This is a genomic window from Enterobacter sp. CP102 (genome assembly GCF_025152625.1).
Classification (GTDB): Bacteria; Pseudomonadota; Gammaproteobacteria; order Enterobacterales; family Enterobacteriaceae; genus Enterobacter; species Enterobacter soli.
In genome coordinates this window covers 884,257-899,769 of record NZ_CP104014.1, presented here as the reverse complement: position 1 = coordinate 899,769, position 15,513 = coordinate 884,257, and the positions used below count along the sequence as shown (strand labels likewise).

The window sequence follows — 15,513 nt, the reverse complement described above, 5'->3', positions numbered from 1 at the left end:
ATTTTACAGGCATTCAGGCACTGTCTATGCACGCCACATACAACTTCCGCCTTTCTTCTGCACTAAATCAAGACGGGATTCGTGGTTAAGCAGCTCTTCATCGCTGGCTAAAACAACCCGCAATCGACTGGCCTGACGCACAACCCGCTGAATACCCGCGTCACCCAGAGTTTGTTGGCCTTCATTTTCTATACTGAATGCCATCGACGTCTGGCCACCGGTCATGGTCAGATAGACATCCGCCAGAATCTGGGCATCGAGCAATGCGCCGTGCAGCGTACGCTTGGTGTTGTCTATTTCGTAACGTGAACAGAGCGCATCAAGGCTGTTTCGCTTGCCGGGAAACATCTTCCTTGCCAGCGCCAGGCTATCGGTCACCTTACAGAAGGTATTGGTCTTCGGAATATCGCGATTGAGCTTGCTGAACTCATAGTCCATAAAGCCGATATCAAACGATGCGTTGTGAATGACCAGCTCAGCGCCTCTGATGTATTCCAGAAATTCGTCTGCAACATCTGCAAAGGTCGGCTTATCCAGCAAGAACTCATCGGCTATACCGTGAACGCCGAACGCTTCCGGGTCCACCAGCCGGTCCGGCTTCAGATAAACGTGGAAGTTGTTCCCCGTAAGGCGTCGGTTCACTACTTCTACAGCACCGATTTCGATAATCTTGTGCCCTTCGTAGTGTGCGCCGATTTGGTTCATACCGGTGGTTTCGGTATCAAGAACAATCTGGCGAGTAATTGCAGTGCTCATGTCGGTCATTTATGTCAGACTTATCGTTTAACTGAACGTTTCAAATACAGGAAGTCTACCAGAGATGCGTAAACAGGTAGAAATTTTCACCGATGGATCTTGTCTCGGTAACCCAGGACCTGGCGGTTACGGCGCCATCATGCGCTACCGTCAGCATGAAAAAACCTTTAGTGAAGGCTATCGCCTGACCACCAACAACCGCATGGAGCTGATGGCGGCCATCGTGGCGCTGGAAGCGTTAAAAGAGCACTGTGACGTGGTGCTGAGCACCGACAGCCAGTACGTGCGCCAGGGTATTACCCAGTGGATCTTCAACTGGAAAAAACGCGGCTGGAAAACGGCAGATAAAAAACCGGTTAAAAATGTCGATCTCTGGAAGCGCCTGGACGCCGCGTTAGGGCAGCATGAAATTAAATGGGAATGGGTAAAAGGCCATGCCGGACACCCGGAAAACGAACGCTGTGACGAGCTGGCCCGCGCGGCGGCGTCAAACCCAACCCAGGAAGATGTCGGGTATCAGCCTGAATCCTGATCAGGGTTTGCGGTACTGACGCGTTGCGCCAACGGTCTGACGGATCTGGGTTTTGGATTTACTTTGTTTCATTGGGTTAAGCGTGAGGGGAATCGTCCGCTTACGCGCCACGATAAACTGCATACAGCCCAGTGCTGGCAGATGAGTGCTCAGTAACACCCCGCCCTGCCTGGCCCAGGGTAAAACCTGAAAGCCACCGTAGCAGAGCACTTCAAAGTTCAGCAGTGAAAGCCAGTCCAGCTGGCGCATCTGCGTAAACATTCGGCTGTTATAAGGCGGCGTGCGGCGCAGCACTGGCACCAGTTTACGTAACCCCATCAGGCTGAGTGGATTGAAACCACTGAGGATCAGCCAGCCGTCATCGATCAGTACCCGGTCGGCTTCACGCAGCAAACGATGCGGGTCACTGCACCAGGGCAAGGTATGCGCCAGCAGACAAGCATCGACGGATTTTTCCGCAAAAGGTAAATGCAACGGATCGGCTTTAACCTGCACAGGCGATCCGCCAAGTGAGATATTAACCTGATGTGAGATAGCACAGCCTTCGGTGTTGATTTCTGCACTGAGATTGCCAATCTTAAGCAGGTGAAAACCATACATTTTCGCAAGCCAGGGTTTAAGCTGTTGTTCTAACGCCTCGCGATAGTATTCACCCCAGGGCAATTCCGCCCAACGTTCCGGTGCTGCGACAGTCTGAGGTATCCTTGCCGGTTTCATCAAAACGCCCGCCACGTAAAAAGAGGTAATTTATGAATCTTATCAGTATTCCAGCCTTCCAGGACAATTACATCTGGGTTTTAGTTGATGACGATCGCCGTTGCGTGATTGTCGATCCCGGTGAATCTGAGCCGGTTTTAACTGCCATTGCTGAAAATGGCTGGCAGCCGGAAGCCATTCTCCTGACGCATCATCATAACGATCACGTCGGCGGTGTTCCGGCATTACGGGCAAAATTTCCGCATCTTGTGGTATACGGACCGGCAGAAACACAAGATAAGGGAACCACCCACGTAGTCAAAGAAGGCGAAAATGTCCTCATTCTCGGGTGGGATTTTTCCGTTTTTGCCACACCGGGTCACACTTCAGGACATATTTGTTTCTACAGCAAACCTTATCTATTTTGCGGCGACACACTCTTTTCTGGCGGCTGCGGAAGGTTGTTTGAAGGTACACCAGCGCAAATGTATCAATCTTTACAGAAGATTGCCGCACTACCGGACGATACGCTCATATGTTGCGCACATGAGTATACATTAGGAAATATGAAGTTTTCTGCCAGCATCTTACCCGACGATCGCGCTATTCAGGATTATTACCAGAAAGTGAAGGAGTTACGTGCAAAAAACCAAAAAACACTCCCCGTAATTCTGAAAAATGAGCGTGAAATAAATATATTTTTAAGAACTGATGATATTGATTTAATTAACAAAATTAACCAAGAAACAAATTTGCAACAACCAGAAGATTGTTTTGCATGGTTAAGGTCAAAGAAAGATAACTTCCGATAATTCTGGGTTGCCTTTTGAAAATTTCGCCGTTATCATCGCTCGTCTTTTAAGCAACTATTGACACACACATGAAGGCAAAAGCGATATTACTCGCCTCTGTCCTGCTTGTAGGTTGCCAGTCGCAAAACGGCAGCAACGTACAACAGCACGCACAGAGCCTTTCTGCAGCTGGTCAAGGGGAAGCAGGGAAGTTTACAAGTCAGGCGCGATGGATGGACGATGGGACATCATTCGCGCAGGATCAAGACTTGTGGGCCTCTATTGGCGACGAGCTAAAGATGGGAATTCCGGAAAACACCCGGATTCGCGAACAGAAACAGAAGTATTTGAGAAATAAGAGCTATCTCCACGATGTAACTTTACGGGCAGAGCCGTATATGTACTGGATAGCCGGGCAAGTTAAGAAACGTAACATGCCTATGGAGCTGGTACTCCTACCCATAGTGGAGAGCGCTTTTGACCCACACGCGACGTCTGGCGCCAATGCCGCAGGCATTTGGCAGATCATACCGAGCACAGGGCGCAATTATGGTTTAAAACAGACCCGCAGCTACGATGCGCGTCGTGATGTAGTCGCTTCCACGACTGCTGCTCTCGACATGATGCAACGTCTGAACAAGATGTTCGACGGTGACTGGTTGTTAACAGTCGCAGCGTACAATAGTGGTGAAGGTCGTGTACTGAAGGCAATGAAAGCGAATAAAGCGCGTGGAAAACCCACCGATTTCTGGTCGCTCTCACTGCCACAGGAAACCAAAATTTACGTACCGAAAATGCTGGCATTGAGCGATATTCTCAAGAACAGCAAGCGTTACGGTGTACAACTGCCAACACCAGACGAAAGTCGTGCACTGGCGCGTGTTCGCCTCAGCAGCCCGGTTGATATTCAACAGGTTGCCGATATGACGGGTATGTCGGTAAGTAAACTGAAAACCTTTAATGCAGGCGTTAAAGGCTCAACGCTGGGTGCCAGTGGCCCTCAGTATGTGATGGTTCCGCAAAAACACGCGGAGCAGTTACGTGAGTCGTTAGCCTCTGGTGAGATTGCAGCGGTTCAGTCTACGCTTGTTGCAGATACCTCATCAGTGAGCAGCCGCAGCTATAAGGTTCGTTCAGGTGATACGCTTTCAGGTATTGCATCACGTCTTGGCGTGAGCGCAAAAGACCTACAGCAGTGGAACAATCTGCGTAGCTCTGGTCTGAAAGTGGGTCAGAATCTGACGGTTGGCGCAGGTAGCAGCGCGCAGCGTCTTGCCAGAAACAGCGATAGCATTACCTATCGCGTGCGTAAGGGTGATTCGCTTTCCAGTATCGCAAAACGTCACGGCGTGAACATCCAGGATGTTATGCGCTGGAATAACGATACTGACAATCTGCAACCCGGCGATCAGCTGACGCTGTTTGTAAAAAATAGCGCAACGCCAGACTCCTGATCAGACGGTCTGAACATAAAAAAGGCACCGATTCCCCCCGGTGCCTTTTTTTATTTATCCCGCTTTTTGGACTTCAGCCATGATGGTATCGCTGGTAAACGATCCATCCTCCTGCAACTCAAAGTACGCCTTCACGTCCGCAGACGCGCTCTCCTGATAAAGACGAATCGCCTGGCTTAATGCTTCTGGCGTCCGCATCCGCGCAATCCAGGAGCTGAATTCAAGCGGCAAACGGTCGGTTATCAATGAGCGTGAAATTAACCCAGCCTCTGCGGTCATCTGCAACCACTCCCCACTGGAATAATTGCGGACATGCGATGTGTCGCGCAGTGCTTCAACCGTTTGCAACCAGACATCCCGTACCGGATGGCCAGGCGACATGACATCCATGATGATGAAAATCCCACCCGGCTTCAGCACACGTTTAACTTCCCGCAACGCTTGCCCGACATCGTGCCAGTGGTGCGCGGAGTAACGACTGATGACAACCTCAAAAGTCGCATCGGCAAACGGCAAGGATTCCGCGTACCCCTGACGGGTAATGAGGTTTGTCAGCCCTTTAGCTTTGGCGGCCTCAGCCACAACCTCGAGCATCTGGCTGGATAAATCATATGCTGTCACCTGAGCGACCTGCTCTGCGGCAGCAAAGCTTGCGTGCCCTGCTCCGCACCCTAAATCCAGTGCGTGCGCCTGCGGGAATGCCGCCAGCCGCTCGCTCAGACGCGTCAGGTCGCGACCAGACGCATGGACGGCGCTGCTCAGATAAGCACTTGCCTGGGAGCCAAACTGTTTTTCTACGTTGTCATGATGGGAGTGTGTTGTCATCTTACTGTCCTTTGGTTGATAAAAAATAAAGGGCAGCACCTGCACATAGGCCTGCCCCACGGCAGACCTGACACACCATTATTTATCAGGTTTGCCGGGACTGAATTCAACTAGTAGAGGATTGTGATCGGATGCGCGTGTCACCAGTACAGAGGCATCGTGAACACTCAAACCGCGATAAAAGACAAAATCGAGAGGACGACCAAAGGCTTTCTTGCGCTGGTCATCGTTAAAACGCACTTCGCGCAGTGACATCTCACGCGCAAAGCGATACAGGGCGTTCATCCGCGGGCGGCTCCAGGCATTAAAATCCCCGGCCATAATGATAGGCCCGCTGTGATGGGCAATCTGATCGCCAATCGGAAGTAACTGCTTGCTGTAGACATCCACACCCAGGCTGAAATTGACAGCGTGAATATTGACGACCATCAGCAAGCGGCTATCCGGTAAGGGGTAGACGGTAACCAGCGCGGATTTTGCCAGCCGCAGAATAGGTTCTCGCTCACGAAGTGGGCAACAATAAACAGGATGCGCCGCGGAAAGTGTCATGACACCAGAAGGGTGTTGCGGCAGCACGAATGCAGGTACCTGATCGGCTGCAAGATAGTTAGTGGTCGCAAACCTGACCAGCTCAGGCGTCGTTTGCGCTTCCTGCAGGAGAACGAGATGAGCGTCCTTACCAAAATTTTTGAGGACGGATAACCACTCAGCACGTTGTTGCTTAAAGATATTCCACACCAGCACGCGTATTTTTTCATCGCTACTTAATGGTGTACCGGCGGGCAATGCCTGGCTGATGCTCGCGAACGACCCCGGAGGCAGTATTCTCTCCGCAGGTAATCCGGCAACATAACGCATGGCATAGGTATTTTTTCGCACTTTCGGAAACGGCCTCTATAACATGAACCAGCCCGGAAAACGGACTGGTTCTAATGTTATAGGGATTTTAGGTCACAGTTTCAACGCAATTACTGAGAAACCTTTTCTTGTTTTGTAAGCGAGCACTTACTGATATTTATCCAAGAGCCGCCCGGGCAGGTTTATCAAGGCGGCCGCTCAGGCCAATCAGCAGGAAAGCGACAAGCACAATCACTGCGCCAATCCACGGTGTCTGGGTCAGGCCAAAGTGTTCAACAGTCTGCCCCCCGATGATGGAGCCGAGTGCGATACCAATATTGAACGCAGCAATGTTCAGGCCCGATGCAACATCAACGGCATTGGGTGTGTAAAGCTCTGCCTTCTGGACGACATAGACCTGAAGCCCAGGCACGTTGCCAAATGCAAAGATCCCCATCACCAGTACCGTGGCCAGCGCTGCATACTGCACAGAAGCGGTGAACTGGAAGACCAGCAGCAGTACAACCAGGGCCGCGAAGATAAATTTCAGTGCCGGAACTGCACCGTGTTTATCGGCAAGCTTGCCACCCCAGATATTGCCAATGGCCACCGACACGCCGTAACCCAACAAGATCCAGCTTACCGCGCTCGGTGAGAAGCCCGCCAAATCCTGCATCATCGGCGCAAGGAAAGTAAATGCGGTAAAGACACCACCGTACCCCAAAGCTGTGATCGCATAGATGATCAGCAGGCGAGGATGCGTCAGTACTTTAAGTTGATCGCTCAGGCTGGTACTTGCACGGCCAGGAATATTTGAAGGGACCAGAAGCAGACTGGCTACCAGAGCAATCACCCCCAACAATGAGACGGCCAGGAACGTTTCACGCCAGCCAAAATGTTGGCCGATGAACGTCCCCAGAGGCACGCCGGTGACCAGCGCAACGGTTAATCCGCCAAACATAATCGCAATGGCAGATGCCGCTTTCTCTTTGGGCACCAGACTGGTTGCAATGGTTGAACCAATCGAGAAAAACACACCGTGAGCAAGGCCTGTCAGCAAACGGGCAATGACCAGCGTGGTGTAGTCAGGTGCCTGCCAGGCCAGAATATTCCCGGCGGTGAACAGGACCATTAACGCCATCAATAACTGCTTACGCGGAAAACGTCCGGTCAGCGCCGTAAGCACCGGGGCACCAACGGCCACACCCAGTGCGTAGATAGAAACCAGCAGCCCGGCCGAAGGCAGAGAGATGGCAAGTTGGTTCGCAATCGTAGGAACCAGACCTACGATAACAAATTCGGTCGTGCCAATTGCGAAGGCACTGATCGTCAGGGCAAGTAGCGCCAGTGGCATAAAAAATACTCCGTATCATCAGGATTAAGATGACAAGAAGTATGCGCCAGTGCTTAAATAACAAAAATGGTCAAAATCTCAATAGAATTTTGCAGGTGATGCAATAATGAAGGCAACATCAGAAGAGCTGGCGATATTTGTCGCCGTGGTAGAAAGCGGCAGTTTTAGCCGGGCAGCGGAGCAACTCGGACAGGCTAACTCCGCCATTAGCCGCTCGGTGAAAAAGCTGGAGATGAAGCTTGGTGTCAGCCTGCTCAACCGGACCACAAGGCAGTTAAGCCTGACAGAAGAAGGCGAGCGTTACTTCCGCCGCGTGCAGTCCGTTTTGCAGGAAATGGCCGCAGCAGAGACAGAAATCATGGAGTCGCGCAGCACACCACGCGGGCTGTTGCGTATTGATGCAGCAACACCCGTGGTGCTTCATTATCTGATGCCACTCATTAAACCTTTCCGTGAGCGCTACCCGGAAATGACTTTGTCGCTGGTGTCATCTGAGACATTCATTAATCTGATAGAGCGAAAGGTAGATGTTGCGATCCGCGTTGGCACACTTACCGATTCCAGCTTGCGTGCCCGCCCTTTATTCAGGAGCTACCGAAAAATTATTGCTTCGCCAGAATACCTTGCACAGTATGGCCAGCCTGAAACGGTCGAGGATCTGAAGCAGCACCTGTGCCTGGGCTTTACCGAACCCGTATCGCTGAATACCTGGCCTGTCGCCTGTAGTGACGGACAGCTTCATCAGATAGATTGCGGCTTATCGTCCAACAGTGGAGAAACACTGAAGCAACTTTGTCTTGAAGGAAACGGGATTGCCTGTTTATCCGATTACATGATCGATAAAGAGATCGCCCGTGGGGAGCTGATAGAGTTGATGGCTGATAAACGTCTGCCGGTAGAGATGCCGTTTAGTGCGGTATATTACAGTGACAGAGCGGTGAGTACGCGCATCCGCGCATTTATCGACTTCCTGAGCGAACATGCGAAAACAGCTCCCGAAGGAGCTGTGTGAGGGTTTAGGGCACAGAGGGTGGGTCATATTAGTCCCAGTCTGGTGCTAAACCTTCCGGGCTTACCAGGCGATCGTTGCAATCCAGAGCAGCGATCGCTTTTTTGTCTTCATCATCCAGCTGGAGATCCAGTGCTAACAGGTTGCTCGCCAGGTTTTCACGTTTGGTTGAAGATGGGATAACGGCATAACCCTCACCCATTGCCCAGGCCAGAATCACCTGTGCAGCCGTGGCATTGTGTTTCTGCGCAATGCGGATAATCACATCATCTTTCAGCGCTTTACCGTAGGCCAGCGTCATGTAAGAGGTGATATGGATACCGTGCTGTTTAGCCCAGTCAACCACTTGACGGTTTTGCAGATACGGAGACAGTTCAACCTGGTTGGTTGCAATGTTTTCTGCACCCACGGCCGCAATGGCTTTTTCCATCAACGGGATAGTGAAGTTAGAGATACCAATTTCACGGGTTAAGCCCTGCTCTTTTGCTTCCAGCAGCGCCTGCATGAACTCTTCCACGGAAACGGCATCGTTTGGTGAAGGCCAGTGGATCAGCGTCAGATCGACGTAGTCGGTACGCAGTTTCTTCAGGCTCTCTTTCAGGCTTGGGATCAGCTTGTCTTTGCTGAGGTTCTCAATCCAGATTTTAGTGGTGATGAAAAGTTCATTGCGGGCTACGCCACTCTCTTCAATCGCCTGGCCAACGGCAGCTTCATTTTCATAAATCTGTGCCGTATCAACGGTGCGATAGCCAAGTTCAAGAGCAGTTTTTACAGATGCGATAACAACGTCGTCTTTCAGGCGGAAAGTGCCCAGACCAAATGCAGGGATAGTCATGTAATTCCTCGTTAATCATATAGTGTTCGTTAACTGAGGAAGATTATCGCTGTTGCCGTTATTCAGAAAAAGAGCGTAAAACGCAGAGGATTTTTGCTAATTCAGCAATAATCATACGACAGATAAGAAAAAAGCCCTGAGCGTTAGCTCAGGGCTTTCAATAAGTGGCGGAACGGACGGGACTCGAACCCGCGACCCCCTGCGTGACAGGCAGGTATTCTAACCGACTGAACTACCGCTCCACCGAAGACTTCTGTAACCACCGGATTTATGCACCGGCTTACTACTTAATTTGATGCCTGGCAGTTCCCTACTCTCACATGGGGAGACCCCACACTACCATCGGCGCTACGGCGTTTCACTTCTGAGTTCGGCATGGGGTCAGGTGGGACCACCGCGCTAAAGCCGCCAGGCAAATTCTGTTAAATCTGTATCAAAGCTGAAAATCTTCTGTCTCTCGTCCGCCGAAACAGCTTCGGCGTTGTAAGGTTAAGCCTCACGGTTCATTAGTATCGGTTAGCTCAACGTATCGCTACGCTTACACACCCGACCTATCAACGTCGTCGTCTTCAACGTTCCTTCAGGACCCTTAAAGGGTCAGGGAGAACTCATCTCGGGGCAAGTTTCGTGCTTAGATGCTTTCAGCACTTATCTTTTCCGCATTTAGCTACCGGGCAATGCCATTGGCATGACAACCCGAACACCAGTGATGCGTCCACTCCGGTCCTCTCGTACTAGGAGCAGCCCCCCTCAATTCTCCAGCGCCCACGGCAGATAGGGACCGAACTGTCTCACGACGTTCTAAACCCAGCTCGCGTACCACTTTAAACGGCGAACAGCCGTACCCTTGGGACCTACTTCAGCCCCAGGATGTGATGAGCCGACATCGAGGTGCCAAACACCGCCGTCGATATGAACTCTTGGGCGGTATCAGCCTGTTATCCCCGGAGTACCTTTTATCCGTTGAGCGATGGCCCTTCCATTCAGAACCACCGGATCACTATGACCTGCTTTCGCACCTGCTCGAGCCGTCACTCTCGCAGTCAAGCTAGCTTATGCCATTGCACTAACCTCCTGATGTCCGACCAGGATTAGCTAACCTTCGTGCTCCTCCGTTACTCTTTGGGAGGAGACCGCCCCAGTCAAACTACCCACCAGACACTGTCCGCAACCCGGATTACGGGTCTACGTTAGAACACCAGCCATTAAAGGGTGGTATTTCAAGGATGGCTCCATGCAGACTGGCGTCCACACTTCAAAGCCTCCCACCTATCCTACACATCAAGGACCAGTGTTCAGTGTCAAGCTATAGTAAAGGTTCACGGGGTCTTTCCGTCTTGCCGCGGGTACACTGCATCTTCACAGCGAGTTCAATTTCACTGAGTCTCGGGTGGAGACAGCCTGGCCATCATTACGCCATTCGTGCAGGTCGGAACTTACCCGACAAGGAATTTCGCTACCTTAGGACCGTTATAGTTACGGCCGCCGTTTACCGGGGCTTCGATCAAGAGCTTCGCGTTGCCGCTAACCCCATCAATTAACCTTCCGGCACCGGGCAGGCGTCACACCGTATACGTCCACTTTCGTGTTTGCACAGTGCTGTGTTTTTAATAAACAGTTGCAGCCAGCTGGTATCTTCGACTGATTTCAGCTCCACCCGCAGGGGCTTCACCTACATATCAGCGTGCCTTCTCCCGAAGTTACGGCACCATTTTGCCTAGTTCCTTCACCCGAGTTCTCTCAAGCGCCTTGGTATTCTCTACCTGACCACCTGTGTCGGTTTGGGGTACGATTTGATGTTACCTGATGCTTAGAGGCTTTTCCTGGAAGCAGGGCATTTGTTACTTCAGCACCGTAGTGCCTCGTCATCACACCTCAGCGTTAAAAAGAGTCCGGATTTACCTAAACTCTCCGCCTACATGCTTAAACCGGGACAACCGTCGCCCGGCTAACATAGCCTTCTCCGTCCCCCCTTCGCAGTAACACCAAGTACAGGAATATTAACCTGTTTCCCATCGACTACGCCTTTCGGCCTCGCCTTAGGGGTCGACTCACCCTGCCCCGATTAACGTTGGACAGGAACCCTTGGTCTTCCGGCGTGCGGGCTTTTCACCCGCATTATCGTTACTTATGTCAGCATTCGCACTTCTGATACCTCCAGCAACCCTCACAGGCCACCTTCAACGGCTTACAGAACGCTCCCCTACCCAACAACACATAGTGTCGCTGCCGCAGCTTCGGTGCATGGTTTAGCCCCGTTACATCTTCCGCGCAGGCCGACTCGACCAGTGAGCTATTACGCTTTCTTTAAATGATGGCTGCTTCTAAGCCAACATCCTGGCTGTCTGTGCCTTCCCACATCGTTTCCCACTTAACCATGACTTTGGGACCTTAGCTGGCGGTCTGGGTTGTTTCCCTCTTCACGACGGACGTTAGCACCCGCCGTGTGTCTCCCGTGATAACATTCTTCGGTATTCGTAGTTTGCATCGGGTTGGTAAGCCGGGATGGCCCCCTAGCCGAAACAGTGCTCTACCCCCGAAGATGAGTTCACGAGGCGCTACCTAAATAGCTTTCGGGGAGAACCAGCTATCTCCCGGTTTGATTGGCCTTTCACCCCCAGCCACAAGTCATCCGCTAATTTTTCAACATTAGTCGGTTCGGTCCTCCAGTTAGTGTTACCCAACCTTCAACCTGCCCATGGCTAGATCACCGGGTTTCGGGTCTATACCCTGCAACTTAACGCCCAGTTAAGACTCGGTTTCCCTTCGGCTCCCCTATACGGTTAACCTTGCTACAGAATATAAGTCGCTGACCCATTATACAAAAGGTACGCAGTCACACCACGAAGGTGCTCCCACTGCTTGTACGTACACGGTTTCAGGTTCTTTTTCACTCCCCTCGCCGGGGTTCTTTTCGCCTTTCCCTCACGGTACTGGTTCACTATCGGTCAGTCAGGAGTATTTAGCCTTGGAGGATGGTCCCCCCATATTCAGACAGGATACCACGTGTCCCGCCCTACTCTTCGAGTTCACAGCAAGTGTGCTTTCGTGTACGGGGCTATCACCCTGTATCGCCGGACTTTCCAGACCGTTCCACTAACACACAAGCTGATTCAGACTCTGGGCTGCTCCCCGTTCGCTCGCCGCTACTGGGGGAATCTCGGTTGATTTCTTTTCCTCGGGGTACTTAGATGTTTCAGTTCCCCCGGTTCGCCTCGTTAACCTATGTATTCAGTTAACGATAGTGTGTCGGAACACACTGGGTTTCCCCATTCGGACATCGCCGGGTCAAAGGTTCATATCACCTCGCCGGCGCTTTTCGCAGATTAGCACGTCCTTCATCGCCTCTGACTGCCAGGGCATCCACCGTGTACGCTTAGTCGCTTAACCTCACAACCCGAAGATGTTTCTTTCGATTCATCACCGACTTGCGAAAATTTGAGAGACTCGAACACACCATTAAGATGTGTCGTTTCAATTTTCAGCTTGATCCAGATTTTTAAAGAGCAAAACTTCGCAGTGAACCTTTTCAGGTACACTCTGAAGTTTTCTTGTTTTCGCAGTAAAGATGGTGGAGCTATGCGGGATCGAACCGCAGACCTCCTGCGTGCAAGGCAGGCGCTCTCCCAGCTGAGCTATAACCCCATCGTATACACTAATCTCTGTACCGGTAATGCTTTCTGAGACAAGGCGTGGAATAACGAAGCATACTGAAGTATGCGAGTTGTTCCTCAACGCAGTATCAGGAAGCATTTGGTAGGCCTGAGTGGACTTGAACCACCGACCTCACCCTTATCAGGGGTGCGCTCTAACCACCTGAGCTACAAGCCTGCAGAGATTTTTTACTGCTATTTTTCATCAGACAATCTGTGTGAGCACTACAAAGGCAGGTTCTTTAAGGTAAGGAGGTGATCCAACCGCAGGTTCCCCTACGGTTACCTTGTTACGACTTCACCCCAGTCATGAATCACAAAGTGGTAAGCGCCCTCCCGAAGGTTAAGCTACCTACTTCTTTTGCAACCCACTCCCATGGTGTGACGGGCGGTGTGTACAAGGCCCGGGAACGTATTCACCGTAGCATTCTGATCTACGATTACTAGCGATTCCGACTTCATGGAGTCGAGTTGCAGACTCCAATCCGGACTACGACATACTTTATGAGGTCCGCTTGCTCTCGCGAGGTCGCTTCTCTTTGTATATGCCATTGTAGCACGTGTGTAGCCCTACTCGTAAGGGCCATGATGACTTGACGTCATCCCCACCTTCCTCCAGTTTATCACTGGCAGTCTCCTTTGAGTTCCCGGCCGGACCGCTGGCAACAAAGGATAAGGGTTGCGCTCGTTGCGGGACTTAACCCAACATTTCACAACACGAGCTGACGACAGCCATGCAGCACCTGTCTCAGAGTTCCCGAAGGCACCAATCCATCTCTGGAAAGTTCTCTGGATGTCAAGAGTAGGTAAGGTTCTTCGCGTTGCATCGAATTAAACCACATGCTCCACCGCTTGTGCGGGCCCCCGTCAATTCATTTGAGTTTTAACCTTGCGGCCGTACTCCCCAGGCGGTCGATTTAACGCGTTAGCTCCGGAAGCCACTCCTCAAGGGAACAACCTCCAAATCGACATCGTTTACGGCGTGGACTACCAGGGTATCTAATCCTGTTTGCTCCCCACGCTTTCGCACCTGAGCGTCAGTCTTTGTCCAGGGGGCCGCCTTCGCCACCGGTATTCCTCCAGATCTCTACGCATTTCACCGCTACACCTGGAATTCTACCCCCCTCTACAAGACTCTAGCCTGCCAGTTTCGAATGCAGTTCCCAGGTTGAGCCCGGGGATTTCACATCCGACTTGACAGACCGCCTGCGTGCGCTTTACGCCCAGTAATTCCGATTAACGCTTGCACCCTCCGTATTACCGCGGCTGCTGGCACGGAGTTAGCCGGTGCTTCTTCTGCGAGTAACGTCAATCACCAAGGTTATTAACCTTAATGCCTTCCTCCTCGCTGAAAGTACTTTACAACCCGAAGGCCTTCTTCATACACGCGGCATGGCTGCATCAGGCTTGCGCCCATTGTGCAATATTCCCCACTGCTGCCTCCCGTAGGAGTCTGGACCGTGTCTCAGTTCCAGTGTGGCTGGTCATCCTCTCAGACCAGCTAGGGATCGTCGCCTAGGTGAGCCATTACCCCACCTACTAGCTAATCCCATCTGGGCACATCTGATGGCAAGAGGCCCGAAGGTCCCCCTCTTTGGTCTTGCGACGTTATGCGGTATTAGCTACCGTTTCCAGTAGTTATCCCCCTCCATCAGGCAGTTTCCCAGACATTACTCACCCGTCCGCCGCTCGTCACCCAGGAGCAAGCTCCCTGTGTTACCGCTCGACTTGCATGTGTTAGGCCTGCCGCCAGCGTTCAATCTGAGCCATGATCAAACTCTTCAATTTAAAAGTTTGATGCTCAATGAATTAAACTTCGTAATGAATTACGTGTTCACTCGTTGAGACTTGGTATTCATTTATCGTCCGGGGACGTTAAGAATCCATGTCACTTTGAGTGCCCACACAGATTGTCTGATAAATTGTTAAAGAGCAGTTGCAACGTGGCTTTCAGCTCACCGTTGCGAGGTGGCGTATATTACGCTTTCCTCTTTCAGAGTCAACCCGTTATTTCAGGATTTTTTCTCTTCAACCGACCGGGTTGTTTGTGAAGTGATTCACATCCGCCGTGTCGATGGAGGCGCATTATAGGGAGCTTCCGAGGAATGACAAGCGGAAAAATACAATTTTATTTCAACCGCTCACCTTTTAGCCAAAACGCCTATTTTTGGTGCTTTTTAATCTCTTTTGGCAGCTCTGCCAGGCTATTAATCACCCAATCCGCTGCATTCTCCGCTTCTGGCGTCACTGGCTTGCCGGTACGAACTAATATTCTGGTGCCGACGCCAGCTGCGGTTGCGGCCTGCATATCTTCCAGTTTATCGCCCACCATATAAGAAGCAGCCATATCAATGTGCAGAAATTCCTGTGCAGAGATAAACATCCCCGGATGAGGCTTACGGCAGTCACAGGTCTGACGATACTCTTCTACTGTTCCCTGAGGGTGATGCGGACAATAATAGATACCGTCGAGATCGACACCACGATCTGCTAACGACCAGTCCATCCATTCCGTCAGGGTTTCAAACTGCGCCTCGGTGAATTTACCGCGAGCAATACCAGACTGGTTGGTGACAACCACCAGCGCATAGCCCATCTCTTTCAGCTGGCGCATTGCATCTATTACGCCTTCGATAAACTCGAACTCATCAATCTCATGGACATAACCGTGATCCACATTAATAGTGCCATCACGATCGAGAAAAATTGCGGGTACTGATTTTGCCACCGGTTTGCTCCTGAAAAAGGCGTGTCCGGTTAGTATCTCATGA

Annotated in this window: 11 protein-coding genes, 3 tRNA genes and 3 rRNA genes; 4 read left to right on the top strand and 13 right to left on the bottom strand. The window is 51.4% G+C overall.

Annotated features, from left to right (window positions below):
- Positions 1–24: 24 nt before the first annotated feature.
- A complete protein-coding gene (gene dnaQ, locus N1249_RS04225) occupies positions 25–756 on the bottom strand; it encodes a DNA polymerase III subunit epsilon (protein WP_259834821.1) in 732 nt (243 codons plus the stop codon).
- Between the two features lie 64 nt (positions 757–820).
- Between dnaQ and rnhA the strand changes: the two genes are divergently transcribed.
- Positions 821–1,288 carry a ribonuclease HI gene (rnhA, locus tag N1249_RS04220; protein WP_014069003.1) on the top strand — a complete coding sequence of 156 codons (468 nt, stop codon included), beginning with the start codon at positions 821–823 and terminating at the stop codon, positions 1,286–1,288.
- On the opposite strand, the gene N1249_RS04215 is transcribed toward rnhA, so the two are convergent.
- A complete protein-coding gene (locus N1249_RS04215; RefSeq protein ID WP_259834820.1) occupies positions 1,289–2,005 on the bottom strand; it encodes a class I SAM-dependent methyltransferase in 717 nt (238 codons plus the stop codon).
- 32 nt (positions 2,006–2,037) lie between these two features.
- On the opposite strand from N1249_RS04215, the gene gloB reads away from it, so the two are divergent.
- Positions 2,038–2,796: a hydroxyacylglutathione hydrolase gene (gene gloB, locus N1249_RS04210; protein ID WP_259834819.1), complete on the top strand. Its 759-nt coding sequence runs from the start codon at positions 2,038–2,040 to the stop codon at positions 2,794–2,796.
- A gap of 68 nt (positions 2,797–2,864) precedes the next feature.
- Positions 2,865–4,229 (top strand): murein transglycosylase D, encoded by a 1,365-nt coding sequence (gene mltD / locus N1249_RS04205; RefSeq protein ID WP_259834818.1) that lies wholly within the window; start codon positions 2,865–2,867, stop codon positions 4,227–4,229.
- 54 nt (positions 4,230–4,283) lie between these two features.
- On the opposite strand, the gene N1249_RS04200 is transcribed toward mltD, so the two are convergent.
- The 3 genes from N1249_RS04200 to N1249_RS04190 form a co-directional block, all read right to left on the bottom strand.
- Positions 4,284–5,054, bottom strand: coding sequence for a class I SAM-dependent methyltransferase (locus N1249_RS04200; protein ID WP_259834817.1), 771 nt, complete (start codon positions 5,052–5,054; stop codon positions 4,284–4,286).
- Between the two features lie 78 nt (positions 5,055–5,132).
- A complete protein-coding gene (locus N1249_RS04195; protein WP_014068998.1) occupies positions 5,133–5,933 on the bottom strand; it encodes an endonuclease/exonuclease/phosphatase family protein in 801 nt (266 codons plus the stop codon).
- 136 nt (positions 5,934–6,069) lie between these two features.
- The gene (locus N1249_RS04190) at positions 6,070–7,245 is read right to left on the bottom strand and encodes an MFS transporter (RefSeq protein ID WP_259834816.1); all 1,176 of its coding nucleotides are present in this window, start codon (positions 7,243–7,245) and stop codon (positions 6,070–6,072) included.
- A gap of 106 nt (positions 7,246–7,351) precedes the next feature.
- On the opposite strand from N1249_RS04190, the gene yafC reads away from it, so the two are divergent.
- The gene (yafC, locus tag N1249_RS04185) at positions 7,352–8,257 is read left to right on the top strand and encodes a DNA-binding transcriptional regulator YafC (RefSeq protein WP_259834814.1); all 906 of its coding nucleotides are present in this window, start codon (positions 7,352–7,354) and stop codon (positions 8,255–8,257) included.
- A 28-nt stretch (positions 8,258–8,285) separates the two neighbouring features.
- Here the strand turns inward: yafC and dkgB are convergent, their stop codons facing one another.
- From dkgB to gmhB, 8 genes are all read right to left on the bottom strand, one after another.
- On the bottom strand, positions 8,286–9,089 hold the full coding sequence (gene dkgB / locus N1249_RS04180) for a 2,5-didehydrogluconate reductase DkgB (protein ID WP_259834811.1): 804 nt from the start codon (positions 9,087–9,089) through the stop codon (positions 8,286–8,288).
- Between the two features lie 165 nt (positions 9,090–9,254).
- Positions 9,255–9,331, bottom strand: a tRNA-Asp gene (locus N1249_RS04175).
- 55 nt (positions 9,332–9,386) lie between these two features.
- Positions 9,387–9,502 (bottom strand): 5S ribosomal RNA (gene rrf, locus N1249_RS04170).
- Positions 9,503–9,574: 72 nt separating this feature from the next.
- Positions 9,575–12,479 (bottom strand): 23S ribosomal RNA (locus N1249_RS04165).
- Between the two features lie 179 nt (positions 12,480–12,658).
- Positions 12,659–12,734, bottom strand: a tRNA-Ala gene (locus tag N1249_RS04160).
- Between the two features lie 109 nt (positions 12,735–12,843).
- Positions 12,844–12,920: transfer RNA gene (locus tag N1249_RS04155), tRNA-Ile, on the bottom strand.
- A 70-nt stretch (positions 12,921–12,990) separates the two neighbouring features.
- A 16S ribosomal RNA gene (locus N1249_RS04150) occupies positions 12,991–14,530 on the bottom strand.
- The 16S, 23S and 5S rRNA genes sit together here with 3 tRNA genes alongside, the layout of an rRNA operon.
- Before the next feature lie 373 nt (positions 14,531–14,903).
- Positions 14,904–15,470 carry a D-glycero-beta-D-manno-heptose 1,7-bisphosphate 7-phosphatase gene (gene gmhB / locus N1249_RS04145; protein WP_166717929.1) on the bottom strand — a complete coding sequence of 189 codons (567 nt, stop codon included), beginning with the start codon at positions 15,468–15,470 and terminating at the stop codon, positions 14,904–14,906.
- Between the last annotated feature and the right edge of the window lie 43 nt (positions 15,471–15,513).

Bases quoted from the DNA above. Each gene is read 5' to 3' on its own strand.
- mltD (WP_259834818.1), top strand. From the start codon at position 2,865: ATGAAGGCAAAAGCGATATTACTCGCCTCTGTCCTGCTTGTAGGTTGC.
- N1249_RS04215 (WP_259834820.1), bottom strand. From the start codon at position 2,005: ATGAAACCGGCAAGGATACCTCAGACTGTCGCAGCACCGGAACGTTGG.
- rnhA (WP_014069003.1), top strand. From the start codon at position 821: ATGCGTAAACAGGTAGAAATTTTCACCGATGGATCTTGTCTCGGTAAC.
- N1249_RS04190 (WP_259834816.1), bottom strand. From the start codon at position 7,245: ATGCCACTGGCGCTACTTGCCCTGACGATCAGTGCCTTCGCAATTGGC.
- N1249_RS04200 (WP_259834817.1), bottom strand. From the start codon at position 5,054: ATGACAACACACTCCCATCATGACAACGTAGAAAAACAGTTTGGCTCC.
- gloB (WP_259834819.1), top strand. From the start codon at position 2,038: ATGAATCTTATCAGTATTCCAGCCTTCCAGGACAATTACATCTGGGTT.
- dnaQ (WP_259834821.1), bottom strand. From the start codon at position 756: ATGAGCACTGCAATTACTCGCCAGATTGTTCTTGATACCGAAACCACC.
- dkgB (WP_259834811.1), bottom strand. From the start codon at position 9,089: ATGACTATCCCTGCATTTGGTCTGGGCACTTTCCGCCTGAAAGACGAC.
- yafC (WP_259834814.1), top strand. From the start codon at position 7,352: ATGAAGGCAACATCAGAAGAGCTGGCGATATTTGTCGCCGTGGTAGAA.